Here is a 15187-nt window from a genome sequence, read left to right as displayed (position 1 = left end):
GAAAGCTTAGCTGCCGGCTTTGGCCGTTGCGCTATCGCCGAGCAGGATGTCCTCAACGAGCGACGACGACACGGCAGGAACCTGCTCACCGGCGGTCGCGCGGGTAACCGCAACGCGGGTGTTGGTGAAGACGGACTCGGCACTCGCCGGCTTGGCCTTCATGTTCTTCAGCAATTCGGTTGCGAGCAGGCTGTTCTGACCATCCACATCGTCGGCAACCTTGCCTGGCGTCGCCGAGGTCAGGATCAGCGCATTCTCCGGCACGTCGATCGGCGCGAGACCACGGGAGTAACCGCGGAAGCGACGCTCATAGGGATTGCGGCGGGATGCATCCAGCACGACCAGTTTGGCCTGGGCACCCTGCTCCTTCATGATATCGAGAACGGACTCGACGCTCATGCCATCGCGACGGATGTCACGCTCTTTCCAGATCGCAGCATCGACCGGGATCATGTAGCTCTGGCGGCCAACCTGAACGCCATAGCCACCGAAATACAGCATCACGACGGTTTCAGGTTTGATCTTGGCCTTCAGGCGCTCGACAGCGCGGGTCATGTCATCGCGGGTCGCGTCTTCCACCACATCGACGTCGAAACCGTCGCGGCGAAGTGCGCTCGTCATGGCACGTGCATCATTGATCGGCTGGCTCAGCGGCGCGCCGGCGTCGGGGTAATGACCGTTGCCGATCACCAGCGCGATGCGCGACGCCTTCGTCACGGGATTAATCGTCCCGGTCACCGTCTCGGCCTGTGCAGCTTCCAGTGAGCGCTTGTTCAGCGCGGCGTTGGCGCCAAGCACCAGCGACACCAAGCCGACAAAAGCTGCGGCCACAGTGATCGAGCGACGGGATACGCGAAACTGCCGTACGTTCATAACGTCATTCCTGCTCATCGTTCAGGCGCAACCGTGGGTCGCGCGAACGTCGAAATAGGTTTGAAGGGATGCCAAACCAATGAGTATTAAATGCGCTCAATTTGCGGCATCGCAGCAAACTGGTTGTTAACCCGTCGAGCCCACCCGGGCAACCGGTAAAGCCCGGGATTTAAGACAGGGTTACTGACTGACCAGGCTAAGGTCTTGAACGGGCTTGCGCTTCACGCAATTGTAATCTCGACCGATTCGTGCAAGTTTTCAAAGGCTTGCAAGTGTCGGGAGGCGATTGCGCCGCAGCAGCGGCGGGCGGTTTTCGAAGCGTGCGCAGGGGGCGGCACTGAAAGAAACCTCATGGGTGTGACTTATTTTGCCGGCGCCGCATACCGCGCGCTGACAGCGAGCAAGGTCGGCCCGTCGCTTTACGACCTCTGCGACCCCCTATTCCACAAGCACACCGGCGGCGACGCCCATATCGTCAAGTTCTACAAAACCGCGCTCGGTAATCCTGCGCTCCGTCCATTGCTCTGTCGCGCCGGCCTGCCCGAGTTGCGTGACCCCGCCCGGTTCAAAGCCATACAGCAGGCCCTGAGAGCGGCGCGCGACGACGCGAGCCCCGATTGGGAAGCCATCGGCCAGCCCATCGCCGAGCTGCTCGACACGGTCGCATTGAGCCATCCAGAGCCGAAGCCGGTGACGGCGTCAGCGCAGGCACCGTCGCTGGGCGAGATCGACGATGTCATCAAGGCCTGCGGCACGCATCTGCTGCGCTCGTTCGACCGCAACGGCTTCATCCCCACCTACGCGGCATTCAACCTGATCGGCGATCCCGACATGCATGGCCGCGATTTCCTGATGGCTCTGACGGGCCTGAATTCGCGCGGCTACAAGAATTCGACGCTGCTGTTCACCCTCGCGCGCATCTTCATCGCACGCTCACCGGCCGGAAAACTCATCAATCCGCCATGGACCGGAATTGCCGAACCCATGTGGGAGCCGGTGCAGATCCGGCATCGCTCTGCCTATTACGACGCGTTCTTCACCGAGGCGCTGCTCAGCTTCGGCGAAACCGGACTGCCGTCGCCGGACCAGACGACATCCTCGCACCGCGCCATCGATGCGATGGTTGAATTCTGCCTGGTCACCAGCCGCGAGGAAGTCCGCTCGCATGACGGAACGAGTGTGAACGTCATCACGGCGCTGGCACCGCCGCCGCATCCGCGCTTCAGCCGGCTGTTCGCGCAGATCAAGCAGGACCTCGGCTTCGGCATCTATGTGCCGGACTGTGACACCACCGCCTGCTCGTTCTCCGCCGCCACACAGGCCGGCTCGACCGATCCGATCCTCGATCAACCCCTGCTCGACTTCTATGCCGGTTATCAGGTCGGCAACGGCAGCAACGAACCGATGGTCACCGTGCCGCTCAACGACCATATCGACTATGACGGCGCCATCGTCACCTGGATCGACAATCTCGCGGGCGAGCGGCCCTACGGCAACGATCTCGATCCGACACTCAATCTCGACGTGCTCGAAGTCTCGTTCCGGAATCTCGTCCGCTGGAAGGTGATGGAAACACCGACACGTCTGGAAACGATGCAGCGGATCATCGGCTTCCAGCGCCGCCTTGTGGCATCCGGCGCCTTCGCCGATCCGAAATCGCACATCTACTATCTGCCGGAGCTCTACAGCGCCTATTTCGGCCGCTGCTATGCGGCCTTCCGTGAGCTGCCAGCCGCAACACAACAGGCCATAGACACCGACGGCACGTTCGACTTCATTCGCCTGCGTGTTCTCGCTTATGTGCAGGATGAGTTGATTGCGCGCGAGATGAATACTTTCGATGCGGCACTCGCACTGATCGCGCTCGGACATCTCGGCGGTGAGCTCGCGCATTTCGCACCTGCGCTGCGCTGCATCATCACGGCAACAGGCGAAGGTGGCCGCAAGGGTCCGTTCAAGGCCTATGAATGGAACAAGATGAAAACGCCGACACGGATTCTCGTCGGCGGTCCCGAAGTGACCTCAGCCTTCGTGCTGATGGGTCTCGCGCTGGCGCGGCGGAGAATGATGAATGGCCACGCGGCATAGGTCATCGCGCGAAGTTGAAGGTATGAAGGAGCGACCGCGCTGGCATGGGCGGCGAAATGCCCGCACTGTCTCCGGATTGTCGTCATGATTTTGCAATCAAACGGTTCGATGCGCATGTTCCGCACCTTCTCTCTTTTTATCGCGATACTTTGCATTCCCGCACTGGCACAGGCCGCCGACGTGACCGGGGTGCCGAAGATTCGCGATGGCGACCAGATGACCATTGGCGCGACCCGCATCCGGCTCGCCGGCATGGACTCGCCCGGCCTCGATCAGTTGTGCCTGAATGCCGCCGGCGAGCGCTGGACCTGCGGCGTCGCGGCACATGAAGCGCTTGTTGAACATGTCGGCGACAAGAGCTGGACCTGCCACGTGCTAAGGACCGATCGCTTCGGTCGCTCGGTCGCCAAATGCGAGGTGGACGGCGAAGACATCAGCCAATGGATGGTAAAGAGCGGCTGGGCGCTTTCCTATGTGCGCTTCTCGCATGCCTATGATGCCGACGAGAAGGCCGCACGCGAGGCCAAGGCCGGACTTTGGGCCGGCGCCTTCTTTGCGCCCTGGGACTGGCGCGTACGCAACAAGAAAACCACCATTCTCGGCTCGATCAAGCCTCCGGAGGATGCCTTGCCGATCTTGCTGGCCTCGGCATCCGGCCACGTGGCGCCGTCTCCAACTTGCCGGATCAAGGGCAACGTCAACCGGGCCGGCGTCTGCATCTACCACACGCCCGAAAGCCGCTGGTATGCCAAGATCAGCATGCGGATCAGCAAGGGAACACGCTGGTTTTGCTCTAAAGAAGAGGCCGAAGCCGCCGGCTGCCGCGAGACCCGACGATGACATCGTGGCGCTGACGTGGCAGGTTCCCCGCTCAGATTCGATCGAGCGGAACCGTGGCTGACCTGCAGACGGATGTCATTGCGCAAAAACAACGCCGCAGCCGGACATTCCGGGCGGCGCGGCTGACGCTGCTCGCTTTGGTCATCTATGGCGGCATCGCCTATCTGTTGCTCCCGGAACTCTGGACCCATTACGAGCACCAGAAGAGCCTTGCCGGATTGCCGATGACGACGATGACCGCGCAAGGTATTCCCGGCGATCCCATCAATGTCGGCCTGATCGGCGACAAGAAGGACGTGCTGTGCGCGATGCATGCTGCCGGCTGGTATCCCGCCGATCCCGTAACCTTGCGCTCGTCCCTCGAAATTGTCGGCAGCGTCTTGCTCGACCGCCCCTATCGCGAAGCACCGGTGAGCCCGCTGGTTTACCTCGGCCGCCGCGAGGATCTCGCTTTCGAGAAGCCGGTCGGCAACAGCGCTGACCATCGCCACCACATCCGGCTCTGGAAGGTCCTCGACAAGGGGCAGGAAGATCGCCCGGTCTGGCTCGGCGATGCGACTTTCGATCGCAGCGTCGGGATCAGCAAATACACCGGCGCGATCACGCATCATATCGCTGCCGATATCGACGCCGAGCGCGCGGTGCTCGCGGGCGATCTCGAAAAGGCCGGCATGGTCGAGGCCAAATATCAGGTCACCGGAATCGGCCCAACCGTCGCCGGCCACAATGGCGGCGGCGACCTGTACTACACCGATGGAGAAGTCTGGATCCTGCGGCTGGTGGTGGCTTGCGCCAAACACGACGGCCCTCCCGAGACGATCCCGAGCCCGGCAGCGACCGAGATCAAGGACCAGATCTTCCAGGCCATCGCGAATGTGATCGGGCGTGATGCGCTGACTCACTAAGCAGTAAAATTCAAACCACCTCACGCGCGCTTTGATTTCGCGCTGCGCCATGGCACCATGGCCGAAAATACCAACAAGGATTGAAAATGGTCGTTCGTGCAGGTCGTGAATTTCTCGCCATCCCCGGCCCCACCACGATGCCAGACGAAGTATTGCGGGCGATGCATCGTCCGCCGCTGGATATCTACTCCAAGGAAATGGTGCAGCTCACATTCGGGCTGCTGCGCGATATCGGCACGTTGTTCGCCACCAAAGGCAACACCTACATGTACATCGCTAACGGCCATGGCGCCTGGGAAGCGACGCTCACCAATGTGCTGTCGCGCGGCGACAAGATCCTGGTGCTGGAAAGCGGGCGTTTCGCGGTCGGCTGGGGCCATGCTGCGCGCGCCATGGGCGTCGACGTGCAGAGCCTGAAGGGCGACTGGAATCGCGCCATTCGTCCTGCCGAGGTTGAAGCGACGTTGCGACAGGACACCAAGCACGAGATCAAGGCTGTGCTTGCAGTGCAGATCGACACGGCGTCGGGCGCGTTCAACGACATTGAAGCCATCGGCAAGGCGATCAAGGCCGCCAGCCATCCCGCATTGTTCATGGTCGACACCGTGGCTTCGCTCGGCTGCATGCCGTTCGAGATGGATGCGTGGGGCATCGATGTCGCCATGTCCGGCTCGCAGAAGGGCCTGATGACACCGCCCGGCCTCGGCTATGTCGCGGCGAATGACCGCGCCCGCGAGGTGCATAAGACCGCCAATCTGCGCACGCCCTATTGGGACTGGACCGAGCGCGACGGCGACGAGCACTACCGGAAACATTCTGGCACCGCGCCGGTGCATCTGATGTTCGCGCAGCGTCAGGCCATCGACATGCTGTTCGACGAGACGCTGGTCAACGTGTTCCAGCGCCATCGATTGCTGGCGGAAGCTGTGCGCCGCGCCGTTGCCGTATGGGCCGATGGCGGCGTGCTGAGCTTCAATATCATCGAGCCGAAAGAACGCGGCAACACGGTCACGACGGTGCGAATGGATGACCCGACGCCGCTGCTCGATTACTGCCGCGACAAATGCGGCGTCATTCTCGGTGTCGGCATCGGCGACCTGCACGGAAAAGCATTCCGCATCGCCCATATGGGCCATGTCAACGCGCCCATGATTCTCGGAACGCTCGGCGTGATCGAGATGGGACTGCAGGCGCTTGGCATTCCGCACGGCAAGGGCGGTGTCACGGCCGCGATCAACTTCCTCGGCGAGAGTGTCACGCCCTAAGGTCCGCTCTCAACCTCGCCGTGGTCGCGGCGGGTTTCCGGCATCACGAGCCAGATCAACAAGAGGCCGAGCCCGGCGACGCAGGCCAGACCGACAAAGGCAACCGGCGCGCCGAGCTTGTCGGCGACGAAGCCGGCGGTCACCGTACTGAGCGACGCGCCGATGCCGGTGGCTGTTCCGACAATGCCTTGCGCAAGGCTGAAGCGCCCGCTGCCAAAAGCGATGTCGGCGACGATCAGCGGGATCATCACGCTGAACACGGCAGCAGTGACGCCGTCGAAGACCTGCACAGCGACCAGCGCAAACGGATCGGTGACCACGGCGAATAGCAATCCGCGGATCACGAGCGCGGCGAAGGCGATCAGCAGCAGTGGTCGACGGCCCCATTGCTGCGCCTTTCGGCCGACCGTCGGTGAGGTCGCCGCGACGATGGCCTGCGGGACCACGATGCAGAAGGCGATCAGCGCCGGTGCCCAGTCGGCCGAGCGCGTCGTGACGACGCCCGCCATCAAAGGCAGCATCGCGGCATTGGCAAGCTGCAGCAGCAGCACAGCGCAGGCAAAAATCAACAGCGGCTTCTGCCGCACCAGATCGCGAAAACGGATCGGCTTATTGTTCTCGGCTTCTTTGGTGCTGGCGCCATGGGCCTGCGCGGAATTGATCTCCTGAGGTCGAATCCGCGACAGCGCGTAGAGCACCGGCAGCGCCAGCAGGAAGGTGACGATGAACACCGACCGGCTGGACAGTAGATAACCGCAGGTGCCCATCACGGCGGCGGCGACGCCATTGCCAAGCGAGGCGAAGCGCGCATTGCGCCCCAGCCGTTCGCCGATCCGCAGCGGCCCGACCAGCCCCAGGCTGATAGCGGCAATCGCGGGGCCGAGCACACAGCTCGCCATCGCATGCAGCGTCGCTGCCGCGACGATGACAGGAAACACCGGCAGCGCGGCATAGGCTAGCGCACAGCCGCCGATCGTTGCGACCGCGGCGCCGGCGACCAGCCGCGTCGAGCGCGCCGCATCGATAATCGCGCCACCCGGAATTTGGCCGAGCAGCGCGACGATGCCCCCGATTGACAGCACGAAGCCGATCTCGACCTGGGTCCATTTCTGTGTGGTGAGATAGACCGCAACGAACGGGCCGAATCCTGTCTGCACGTCGGCGAGAAAGAAGATGAACCAGTCGAGCCCGCGCAGGCTCTGCTTCGATGGCTCAGGACTCCGCTGCGGCTCCTGCGGGCCCAGCTCGGACTCCGGCGCAATCCCCGGCGCACAGGCAACCTCGGGCACCGCCGCGACATCGTCGCGGCGGGAGAGATCGGCTGCACGAGTGGTCGCGTGAACCGCCAATTAGCGCTCCTGCATGGTGAGAGGCGGAAACCTCAGCGGCGTCAGTGTGCCGGACGCGCCGAGCACGACGATGGGCTGATCGTCCTTGTATTCCGGCGCGGCACGGACCTGTTCGCGCGTGAGATCCAGCGTGATGCTGGCGGTCTTGTCGGCCACGTTCCAGAAATGCAGCGCCCCCCAATCGACCACGATCTTGCGCGAGCCAACCCCGAGGAATCCGCCGAAGTCGATGACCGCGCCGCGCACCTGCCCCGCGCGATCGACGATCACGTCGGCGATACGTCCCATATTCTCGCTTGCCGGACTGCGCACATCGCGGCCGAGAATGCCCTTGGCATCGAAAGCATCGATCACCGTAACCGATGGCGGCTTAGCGACAGGCGCAGGAGGCGTGGACGCGACCGGTGGCGTTGCCGGCTGCACGGCAGCCGCATCAGGTGCGGGCGACGGCACGGACGGCTGCGCTTCAGGGGTGGATTTCTCTGACGCGGGCGGAGGCACAGGCGCATCCGCCGCCTGGCACACGGCCACGGCGTTCAACGCCAACGCTACAGCCAATCCGACAACGATGCGAATTGCAGGCATGGAAACTCCCTCACTCACGCGTTTCGCTGATGGGCACGACCCCAGCGCCAGGCGACGCGTCAATGCGTCAATACGATCGATACCTGGATCTGACCGCGGGTTCGCAGCACTTCCAGCGACACATCGTTCTCGTGTTTGCGCAGGCAGAGATCGACGCTGGATTCGCCGAGCCGAAGATCACGCAAAATGACGTATTGCAGGAAAGCGGGCAGCCGCGGATTGCGGAAACGAATTTCCCCGCGCGCAACATCGAATTCGATTCCTAGTGCTGCCTCGAGCAGGGTATACGGCGTAGCGCTGGCCCAGGCCTGCGGCGCGCAGGCCACCGGATACAAGGTCGGGCCGCGGCGTTTTTCGCGCTGGAAGCCGCAGAACAATTCCGGCAATCGTCGCAAGTCCATATAGGCCGCGGTGTCGAACAGGCCCTTGAAGACGGCCTCGACCGAATGCTTCAGGCCATAGCGCGCCAGACCGAGTGTGATCAGCGCATTGTCGTGCGGCCAGATCGAGCCGTCATGATAGGACATGGGATTGTAGCGCGCCTCGCCGCGCGCAATGGTGCGAATGCCCCAGCCGGTGAAGAAATGCGGACGCATCAGGTCGGCAGCGACCATGCGCGCACGGTCTTCACGGACGATGCCTGTAAACAGCAACTGTCCCGCATTGGAGGCACGAACCGCGCAAGGCATCTTCTTGCCGTCGAGCGCAAGCGCATAGGTGCCGAGTTCCTCGCACCAGAATGCTTCCTCGAACCGCGCAGCAAGTTGCTCCGCTTCGGCCTCGAGCTGCCGGGCCCTGTCGGGCAGGCCTGTGCGCAATGCGAGACGCGACGCCAGATGCTTGGCGGCGAAGACATAGCCTTGCACCTCCGCCAGTGCGATATTGCCCTCAGCGAGCTTTCCATCGGCATGAAAGATGGCGTCATACGAATCTTTCCAGCCCTGGTTCTGCAGTCCCTGTTCGGTGGCGCGCTGATATTCGACGAAGCCATCCTTGTCGGGGTCGCCGGGACCATCGATCCATCCGAGGGCGGCCTCAACGGCCGGCCACAGCTCGTGCAGGGTTTCATCATCGCCGGTGCGCTCGACATACATCCCTGCGAGCATCACAAAGAGCGGCGTGGAGTCGACGCTGCCGTAATATTGCGCGAACGGGACTTCGCGGAGCGCAGCCATCTCGCCGCCGCGCATTTCGTGCAGAATCTTGCCGGGCTCGGCATCCGCAAGCGGATCGACCGACTTCGCCTGAAATGCCGCAAGCCGTTTCAGCACGCCGCGCGCCACGCGCGGATCGATCCACAACAGTTGCAGCGCCGTGATCAGGCCATCGCGACCGAATGTCGTCGAATACCAGGGAATACCGGCATAAGGGTAACGGCCCTGCGGCGTATTCGTCATCAGGATACTGAGATCGGCCATCGCCTGGCAGAGCACCTCGTTGAAAATATCGTTCGAGGTCTCGACCGTCGCCGCACCCTTGCTGAAATTGCGCATCTCGCGGCGATGCGCGAGCAAGCCACGAAAGAACGGTACAGGCTTGTGGCCGACCTCGGCGTTGCAACTGACAGCAACGAACAGTGACGTCGTTTGCTGCGGCTTCAGCTCGAAGTGGTAGGTCGCGGTATTGGCCGCCAGCCGCGTCGGGCGCGGATCGAAATGCACCATCGTGCTGAGCGGCTTACCGTCGAGGCCGGTATATTCCAGCGCAACGTCACTGGGCCCGACCAGGCGACTGGTGGCGATGCCGCGATGCTTGCGCTTTTCGCCACGCACCTCGAACAGATCGGCAAAGTCATTGTCGAATGACAGCGTCAGATCGAAACTCGCACGGTGTTCGCCGTGATTTTGCAGACCGATCCGCTGATAAGCCGCACCACGCCACAGGAAGAACGTGCGCACGATGTGCAGCATATCTTTCTGCAGCACGAGGCGGCCGTTGCGATAGATATCCGGATTGGTCAGATCGACGGTCAGCGACGAGTTGTCATCGCGCAGATTCGAACCGAGCAACAACGGCTGCACGTCGTTCAGCGCTAGCTCCAGCCGCGCGAGATAACGCGTATCGGCATTGAACAGGCCATCCGGCCCGCCCGCGGACGCGCCAATGTCACCATGACTGTCGAGCACCACAAACGTATCGTCGTGCTTGAGCGCACGTCGCGGGCGCGAAGCAGGACCCGTCATCGGAATGTAGAACGGCGACTCGACCGCCTTTTGATCGGCGATAGCGTTCAACTTGGTCGCGGCGGCTTCGATGGGCATGGATGACCTCGGCCGGTTGTAAGGTGAAGACAGGCACGAAGATAAACGCAGCGCCTGGAGAGGATAACTGAGTCGTCAGGCTGCGTGCTGCGCGAGACGGCTCATTTCCTGTGTGACGAGTTCCCGATACGGCCCCTCGCCCTGCATCAGATGATCAGGTTTGCCGTCCTCAATGATCTTGCCGCTCTGCAGCATGACCACGCGATCGAAATTGCGCAGCGTCGCGAGGCGATGCGCAATCGCGATTACCGTGCGACCACGCATCAGACGCGCCAGCGCCTCACGGATCGCCTCTTCCGATTCACTGTCGAGGGCCGCCGTTGCCTCATCCAGCAGCAGAATGGGCGCGTCCTTCAGGAAGGCGCGTGCAATGGCGATGCGTTGACGTTGCCCGCCGGACAGTTTGACGCCGCGGTCCCCGACCATGGTGTGAAGACCTTCCGGCAGCGTCTCAACAAAGTCGCAACGCGCCGAAATAGCGGCACGCAGTACCTCGTCATCCGTCGCCTCAGGACGTCCATACCGGATGTTCTCCATGATGGAGCGATGGAACAATGAGATGTCCTGCGGTACCACGGAGATTGCGTGACGCAGGCTGTGCTGGGTCACGCGTGAAATATCCTGGCCATCGATGGTGATGCTACCATCCTGCACGTCATAGAAGCGCTGCAGCAATACAAACAGGCTCGACTTGCCGCCGCCGGACTGGCCGACAAGGCCAACGCGCTGGCCGGCATTGAGTCGCAACGTGAACTTGTCGAACACCTGCAGACCGCCGGGATAACGGAACGAGATATTGTTGAAGGCGATCGCTGCACCTGACTTCACCAGCGGCTCGGCTTCGGGATGGTCGCTGAGCTCATGCGGTACCAGCAATGTGGACAGCGCCTCGGACAGGCGCGCAACATGTTGCGTGACATCTACGAGCGCTACCGCAAGATCTCGCGTCGCATGTAGGATCGAGAGACCGAGCGTACAGATCAGAACGACGTCGCCGGTGCTGGCGCCGCCTCGCTGCCACAGCATGATCGCCCAGGCGAGCAGCCCGATCGTCAGCGCGACCGTGATGGCCGCATGCGTCAGGCGCAGACGCTCGAGATAGCGCAGGCTGCGACCACGGGCGTTCAGCTCGCGATCGACCGTTTCATCGAAACGATCATGCTCAAAGCTCAATCCGCAAAATGCGCGGACCAGCGGCATATTGTTGATGACATCGACCATTTCGCCATCGACGGCGGCCGCCTTGCTGGCGAAGTCGTCATGCAGTTTCTTGCCGGCCGCGGCCATCTTGAACATCATCACGACGACCGCGCCCGCCACCACTGTCAGTCCCGCCGCCATGGGCAGGCTGACGGTTCCAATCAGCAGGATCGCCGCGAATGTCGCGACGCAGGGCGGCAACACGTTCCAGACAAACATGTTTTCGACCGTGAAGACCGCGTTGGATGTTGCCGTGATACGGCTGGTCAGCATGCCGGGCAGCCGATCCGAGAAGTAGCTCGGTGCGTGTCCGGTCAGATGGCGAAAGATATCGCGCCTGAGATCGCCGGTGACACCAACGAATGTGTAGCTCGCGGTCCAGCTGGCCACGCGCCACAGGAACATGTCTGCCGTGATCAGCGAGATCAGAACGCCAAATGCGATCCAGACGGTATTACCGGCTCCCGAAGGTCCAGATGAGAGGCCATCGACTAAAAATTTAATTCCGTACTGTGTGCCCACCGAACAGGCGACGGCTGCAAGCACGGATATCAGGATGATCATATGCGATGCAGAACGCATCCTGATGTAGCGCATCACGAAAGCGAAAGGGCGATACGCATATCCGGAAAGACTGTCCATGTGATTGTCAAAACCCGTTGAATAAGAACAAGAATCTCGACGGACAGCGTCCCCGCCCGCTGATGGAGATGATGCCATCCCGAATTACCCACGCTCTCGCCATCTCGGCGCAACATTCGGGCAGCATTAACACTCCGGAAACCGTGGTTGAACGTGATGGCATCAGCAAGACCACAGTGTGGACGAACTACGCAGATCACATAGGAACCTCGCAGATGCGAGAACGTTCCAGCTTCAGGCATACCGGTACCGACACGTCGTCGCTGAAGTTGTTCATCACTTCCAACATGGGAGATATGTAAAATGCGCATCGCGCAAGTTGCTCCGCTGACAGAAGCCGTTCCGCCGAAGCTCTATGGAGGCACGGAACGCGTCGTCCACTGGTTGACCGAAGAGCTGGTGGCGCAGGGGCATGATGTTACGCTGTTCGCCAGCGGCGACTCTCAAACGTCAGGCAAGCTTGACGCCGGATGGCCGAAGGCGCTGCGGCTCGATGGCTCTGTCCGCGATCCCAACGCCCTCCATATGGAAATGCTCGAGCGCGTAAGACAGAAATGTGACGACGACGAATTCGACGTTCTGCATTTCCATCTCGATTACTATCCGTTCTCGCTATTCTCCCGCCAACCCACACCATTTCTCACGACGCTGCACGGCCGTCTGGATCTGCCGGAACATCAGCCGACCTTCACGACTTTCTCCAAGATTCCCGTTGTTTCGATTTCGAACGCGCAGCGGCGCCCGGTACCGCAGGCGAATTTCGTGCGCACGATCTATCACGGCCTTCCCGAGAAATTGCTGACGCCGCAACCGATCACGCCGAGCTACCTCGCCGTGCTCGGGCGTATTGCGCCCGAGAAGGGCGTCGACCGCGCGATCAAGATCGCCATCCGCGCCGGCATCCCGCTGAAAATCGCGGCCAAGATCGACCGCGCGGATGAGGACTATTACGAGCAGGTCGTTCGCCCACTGATGGATCATCCGCTGGTCGAATATATCGGCGAGATCAGCGACCGGGAGAAGCCGGAATTCCTCAGCGGCGCCTATGGTCTGTTGCTGCCGATCGACTGGCCCGAGCCGTTTGGCCTGGTGATGATCGAATCCATGGCCTGCGGCACGCCGGTCATTGCCTATAACCGCGGCTCGGTGCCGGAGATCATCGACGAGGCCCTCACCGGCTTCATCGTCGAGGACGAGACCAGTGCAGTTGCCGCGGTGGGTCGTCTCGCCGGCATGGACCGTACAGCGATCCGCAAGCAGTTCGAAAACCGCTTCACCGCCCGGCGCATGGCTCTCGATTATGTGGCCACCTATCGCAGCATGATGGAGCATAGGGTGTCGCTGCGACTGGTCAGCAGCGCAGAGTAGTCTGAAGCGCATAATTAAGGCATCGAAGGGCGGCCCGTCGGGTCGCCCTTTTTCGTGCTGGCCTGCTGCAAAATCACTGGCCCGCTGTACAGCCAGTGCGACATTTGCAAGATAGATGACAGACATCAGATCACGGCATTGGCCCGAATCGACGTCCGACCGTTTTTCTCGCATCTCGACAGGCCCTCATGACCGCCGTTTCCCGCTTCGAAATTATCCTGCTGCTGATGGCTGTCATCGTTTTGCTCGACATGATCGCGCGGCGTTTTCAGCTCCCGCGCGCGGCTGCACTGATCCTCGGCGGCATCGGCTTCGCGCTGATCCCGGGCACCCCGGATGTCGAAATCGACCCCGAGCTGGTGCTCGTGCTGTTTCTGCCGCCGCTGCTGATGTCGAGCGCCTGGTTCACCTCCTGGCGGGATTTCCGCGCCGATCTTCGCATCATCCTGCAGCTCGCCGTCGGCGCTGTCTTCTTCACCACCCTCGTGGTCGGCGTGGTTGCGCATCTGGTGATGCCGTCGCTGCCCTGGGCTGCCTGTTTTGCGCTCGGCGCCATCGTCTCGCCGCCGGATTCGGTGGCGGCCAAGGCCGTGCTGCAGAGCGTGCCGCTTCCGCCGCGCATCATCGTGCTGCTGGAGGGCGAAAGCCTCGTCAACGACGCATCGGGCCTGGTGCTGCTGCGCTTCGCCATCGCGGCAGCGCTGACCGGCTCGTTCAGCGCCACTGCGGCCACCGTGAGTTTCTTCTCGGTCGCGATCGGCGGCCTGCTTGTTGGCATCGTCTTCGCCTTCGCCGCCATCCTGGTGATCAAGCGCATCAAGGAAATCGACCTTGCGATTGCATGGACCTTCCTGGTCGCCTGGATCTCCTATATCGCCGCGGAAAAGCTCCACGTCTCCGGCGTGCTGTCCACCGTCGCCTGCGGCATGATCCTGGGATGGAAGCAGCACGAGTTCTTCGGCGCTGCGACGCGCACCCGGGCCACCGCAGCGTGGAGCGTCGTCGTATTCGTGCTGGAATCTCTGGTGTTTATCCTGATTGGCCTGTCGCTGCGCGGCGTGCTGTATCGCCTCGGCGGCTATGACGCGGTGGTGGCGCTGTTGCCGGTGACGGCTGCTGTCATCGCAGCAGTGATCCTCGCGCGCTTCGCCTGGATGTTTCCGGGCACCTATCTGCCGCGCATGCTGATGCCGAAGCTGCGCGCCCGCGACCCCGCTCCGCCATGGACGGTGCCGTTCATCATGAGCTGGGCCGGTTTGCGCGGCGTAGTGAGCCTCGCTGCCGCATTATCATTGCCGGAGGAATTTCCGGGCCGCGACGTCATCCTGGCGATCACCTTCGCAGTCATCCTGGTGACGGTCCTTGTCCAGGGTTCGACGCTGGCACCGATCGTGCGCCGTCTCATCAAAACCGACAATGTCCGCGCACCGCATCATTCCAAACTCAGCGAAGCGCAGGCGCGTGCGCGCGTTGCGGCCGCGCAATTTTCTGCCATCGAGAAGGCGTCACGCAATGATGACGGCACACATCGCCATCCGCGCCTGTTCGAGCAATATACCTATCGCAAGGGCGCCGCGGCGCGCTATGCCGAAGAGGCTGAGGCACTATCGCCGCACCGCATCGACCATTACACGACGGTGCTGGCCGCCATCGAAGCCGGCCGTGCAGAGCTTCTGAAGATGCATCGTGAGGGTGAAATCCACGACAGCGTGCTGCACGCCATCGAGGAAGGCCTCGATCTCGAAGAAGTCAACGCAAGACGCTTCCTGTAAAAGCCACGCTTCCTTTAGCAGCCATTCGCTGTCGAGACT

General features: G+C 62.0%; 12 protein-coding genes. 7 read left to right on the top strand and 5 right to left on the bottom strand.

Going from position 1 to position 15187, the window contains the following annotated elements; translation table 11 throughout:
• Positions 1–6 precede the first annotated feature (6 nt).
• Positions 7–873 carry a caspase family protein gene (locus tag AB7828_RS22960; protein ID WP_439065616.1) on the bottom strand — a complete coding sequence of 289 codons (867 nt, stop codon included), beginning with the start codon at positions 871–873 and terminating at the stop codon, positions 7–9.
• Between the two features lie 351 nt (positions 874–1224).
• Between AB7828_RS22960 and AB7828_RS22955 the strand changes: the two genes are divergently transcribed.
• From AB7828_RS22955 to AB7828_RS22940, 4 genes are all read left to right on the top strand, one after another.
• On the top strand, positions 1225–2961 hold the full coding sequence (locus AB7828_RS22955; protein ID WP_441231238.1) for a hypothetical protein: 1737 nt from the start codon (positions 1225–1227) through the stop codon (positions 2959–2961).
• A gap of 114 nt (positions 2962–3075) precedes the next feature.
• A complete protein-coding gene (locus tag AB7828_RS22950; protein WP_441232300.1) occupies positions 3076–3801 on the top strand; it encodes a thermonuclease family protein in 726 nt (241 codons plus the stop codon).
• A 53-nt stretch (positions 3802–3854) separates the two neighbouring features.
• Complete coding sequence (locus AB7828_RS22945; RefSeq protein ID WP_089266719.1) at positions 3855–4706, top strand: LssY C-terminal domain-containing protein; 852 nt, start codon at positions 3855–3857, stop codon at positions 4704–4706.
• 86 nt (positions 4707–4792) lie between these two features.
• Entirely contained in the window at positions 4793–5971 is a 1179-nt protein-coding gene (locus AB7828_RS22940; protein ID WP_441231237.1) for a pyridoxal-phosphate-dependent aminotransferase family protein, read from the top strand.
• Here AB7828_RS22940 and AB7828_RS22935 read toward each other — a convergent pair.
• From AB7828_RS22935 to AB7828_RS22920, 4 genes are all read right to left on the bottom strand, one after another.
• On the bottom strand, positions 5968–7233 hold the full coding sequence (locus AB7828_RS22935) for an MFS transporter (protein WP_441232299.1): 1266 nt from the start codon (positions 7231–7233) through the stop codon (positions 5968–5970). The two genes, AB7828_RS22940 and AB7828_RS22935, sit on opposite strands and share 4 nt — an antisense overlap.
• Before the next feature lie 87 nt (positions 7234–7320).
• Positions 7321–7905: a PRC-barrel domain-containing protein gene (locus AB7828_RS22930; RefSeq protein WP_441231236.1), complete on the bottom strand. Its 585-nt coding sequence runs from the start codon at positions 7903–7905 to the stop codon at positions 7321–7323.
• Between the two features lie 59 nt (positions 7906–7964).
• On the bottom strand, positions 7965–10166 hold the full coding sequence (locus AB7828_RS22925) for an amylo-alpha-1,6-glucosidase (protein WP_439065612.1): 2202 nt from the start codon (positions 10164–10166) through the stop codon (positions 7965–7967).
• 75 nt (positions 10167–10241) lie between these two features.
• Positions 10242–12008, bottom strand: a complete 1767-nt coding sequence (locus AB7828_RS22920) for an ABC transporter ATP-binding protein (RefSeq protein WP_120287890.1) — start codon at positions 12006–12008, stop codon at positions 10242–10244.
• Positions 12009–12025: 17 nt separating this feature from the next.
• On the opposite strand from AB7828_RS22920, the gene AB7828_RS22915 reads away from it, so the two are divergent.
• The 3 genes from AB7828_RS22915 (at position 12026) to AB7828_RS22905 (ending at position 15148) form a co-directional block, all read left to right on the top strand.
• A complete protein-coding gene (locus tag AB7828_RS22915; protein WP_147421592.1) occupies positions 12026–12310 on the top strand; it encodes a hypothetical protein in 285 nt (94 codons plus the stop codon).
• 1 nt (position 12311) lies between these two features.
• Positions 12312–13376, top strand: a complete 1065-nt coding sequence (locus AB7828_RS22910) for a glycosyltransferase family 4 protein (protein WP_120287888.1) — start codon at positions 12312–12314, stop codon at positions 13374–13376.
• Between the two features lie 188 nt (positions 13377–13564).
• Positions 13565–15148, top strand: coding sequence for a Na+/H+ antiporter (locus AB7828_RS22905; RefSeq protein ID WP_441231235.1), 1584 nt, complete (start codon positions 13565–13567; stop codon positions 15146–15148).
• The last annotated feature ends 39 nt before the right edge of the window (positions 15149–15187 follow it).

Origin of the sequence: Tardiphaga sp. 215_C5_N2_1 (assembly GCF_052076055.1) — a bacterium.
GTDB lineage: Bacteria > Pseudomonadota > Alphaproteobacteria > Rhizobiales > Xanthobacteraceae > Tardiphaga > Tardiphaga robiniae.
The sequence above is the reverse complement of the archived record's forward strand: the minus strand, read 5'-3'. Positions and strand labels throughout refer to the sequence as shown.

What these genes read in the sequence shown, in the direction of transcription:
- AB7828_RS22960 (WP_439065616.1), bottom strand. Translation starts at nt 873, where the DNA reads ATGAACGTACGGCAGTTTCGCGTATCCCGTCGCTCGATCACTGTGGCC.
- AB7828_RS22955 (WP_441231238.1), top strand. Translation starts at nt 1,225, where the DNA reads ATGGGTGTGACTTATTTTGCCGGCGCCGCATACCGCGCGCTGACAGCG.
- AB7828_RS22950 (WP_441232300.1), top strand. Translation starts at nt 3,076, where the DNA reads ATGTTCCGCACCTTCTCTCTTTTTATCGCGATACTTTGCATTCCCGCA.
- AB7828_RS22940 (WP_441231237.1), top strand. Translation starts at nt 4,793, where the DNA reads ATGGTCGTTCGTGCAGGTCGTGAATTTCTCGCCATCCCCGGCCCCACC.
- AB7828_RS22930 (WP_441231236.1), bottom strand. Translation starts at nt 7,905, where the DNA reads ATGCCTGCAATTCGCATCGTTGTCGGATTGGCTGTAGCGTTGGCGTTG.
- AB7828_RS22925 (WP_439065612.1), bottom strand. Translation starts at nt 10,166, where the DNA reads ATGCCCATCGAAGCCGCCGCGACCAAGTTGAACGCTATCGCCGATCAA.
- AB7828_RS22920 (WP_120287890.1), bottom strand. Translation starts at nt 12,008, where the DNA reads ATGGACAGTCTTTCCGGATATGCGTATCGCCCTTTCGCTTTCGTGATG.
- AB7828_RS22910 (WP_120287888.1), top strand. Translation starts at nt 12,312, where the DNA reads ATGCGCATCGCGCAAGTTGCTCCGCTGACAGAAGCCGTTCCGCCGAAG.
- AB7828_RS22905 (WP_441231235.1), top strand. Translation starts at nt 13,565, where the DNA reads ATGACCGCCGTTTCCCGCTTCGAAATTATCCTGCTGCTGATGGCTGTC.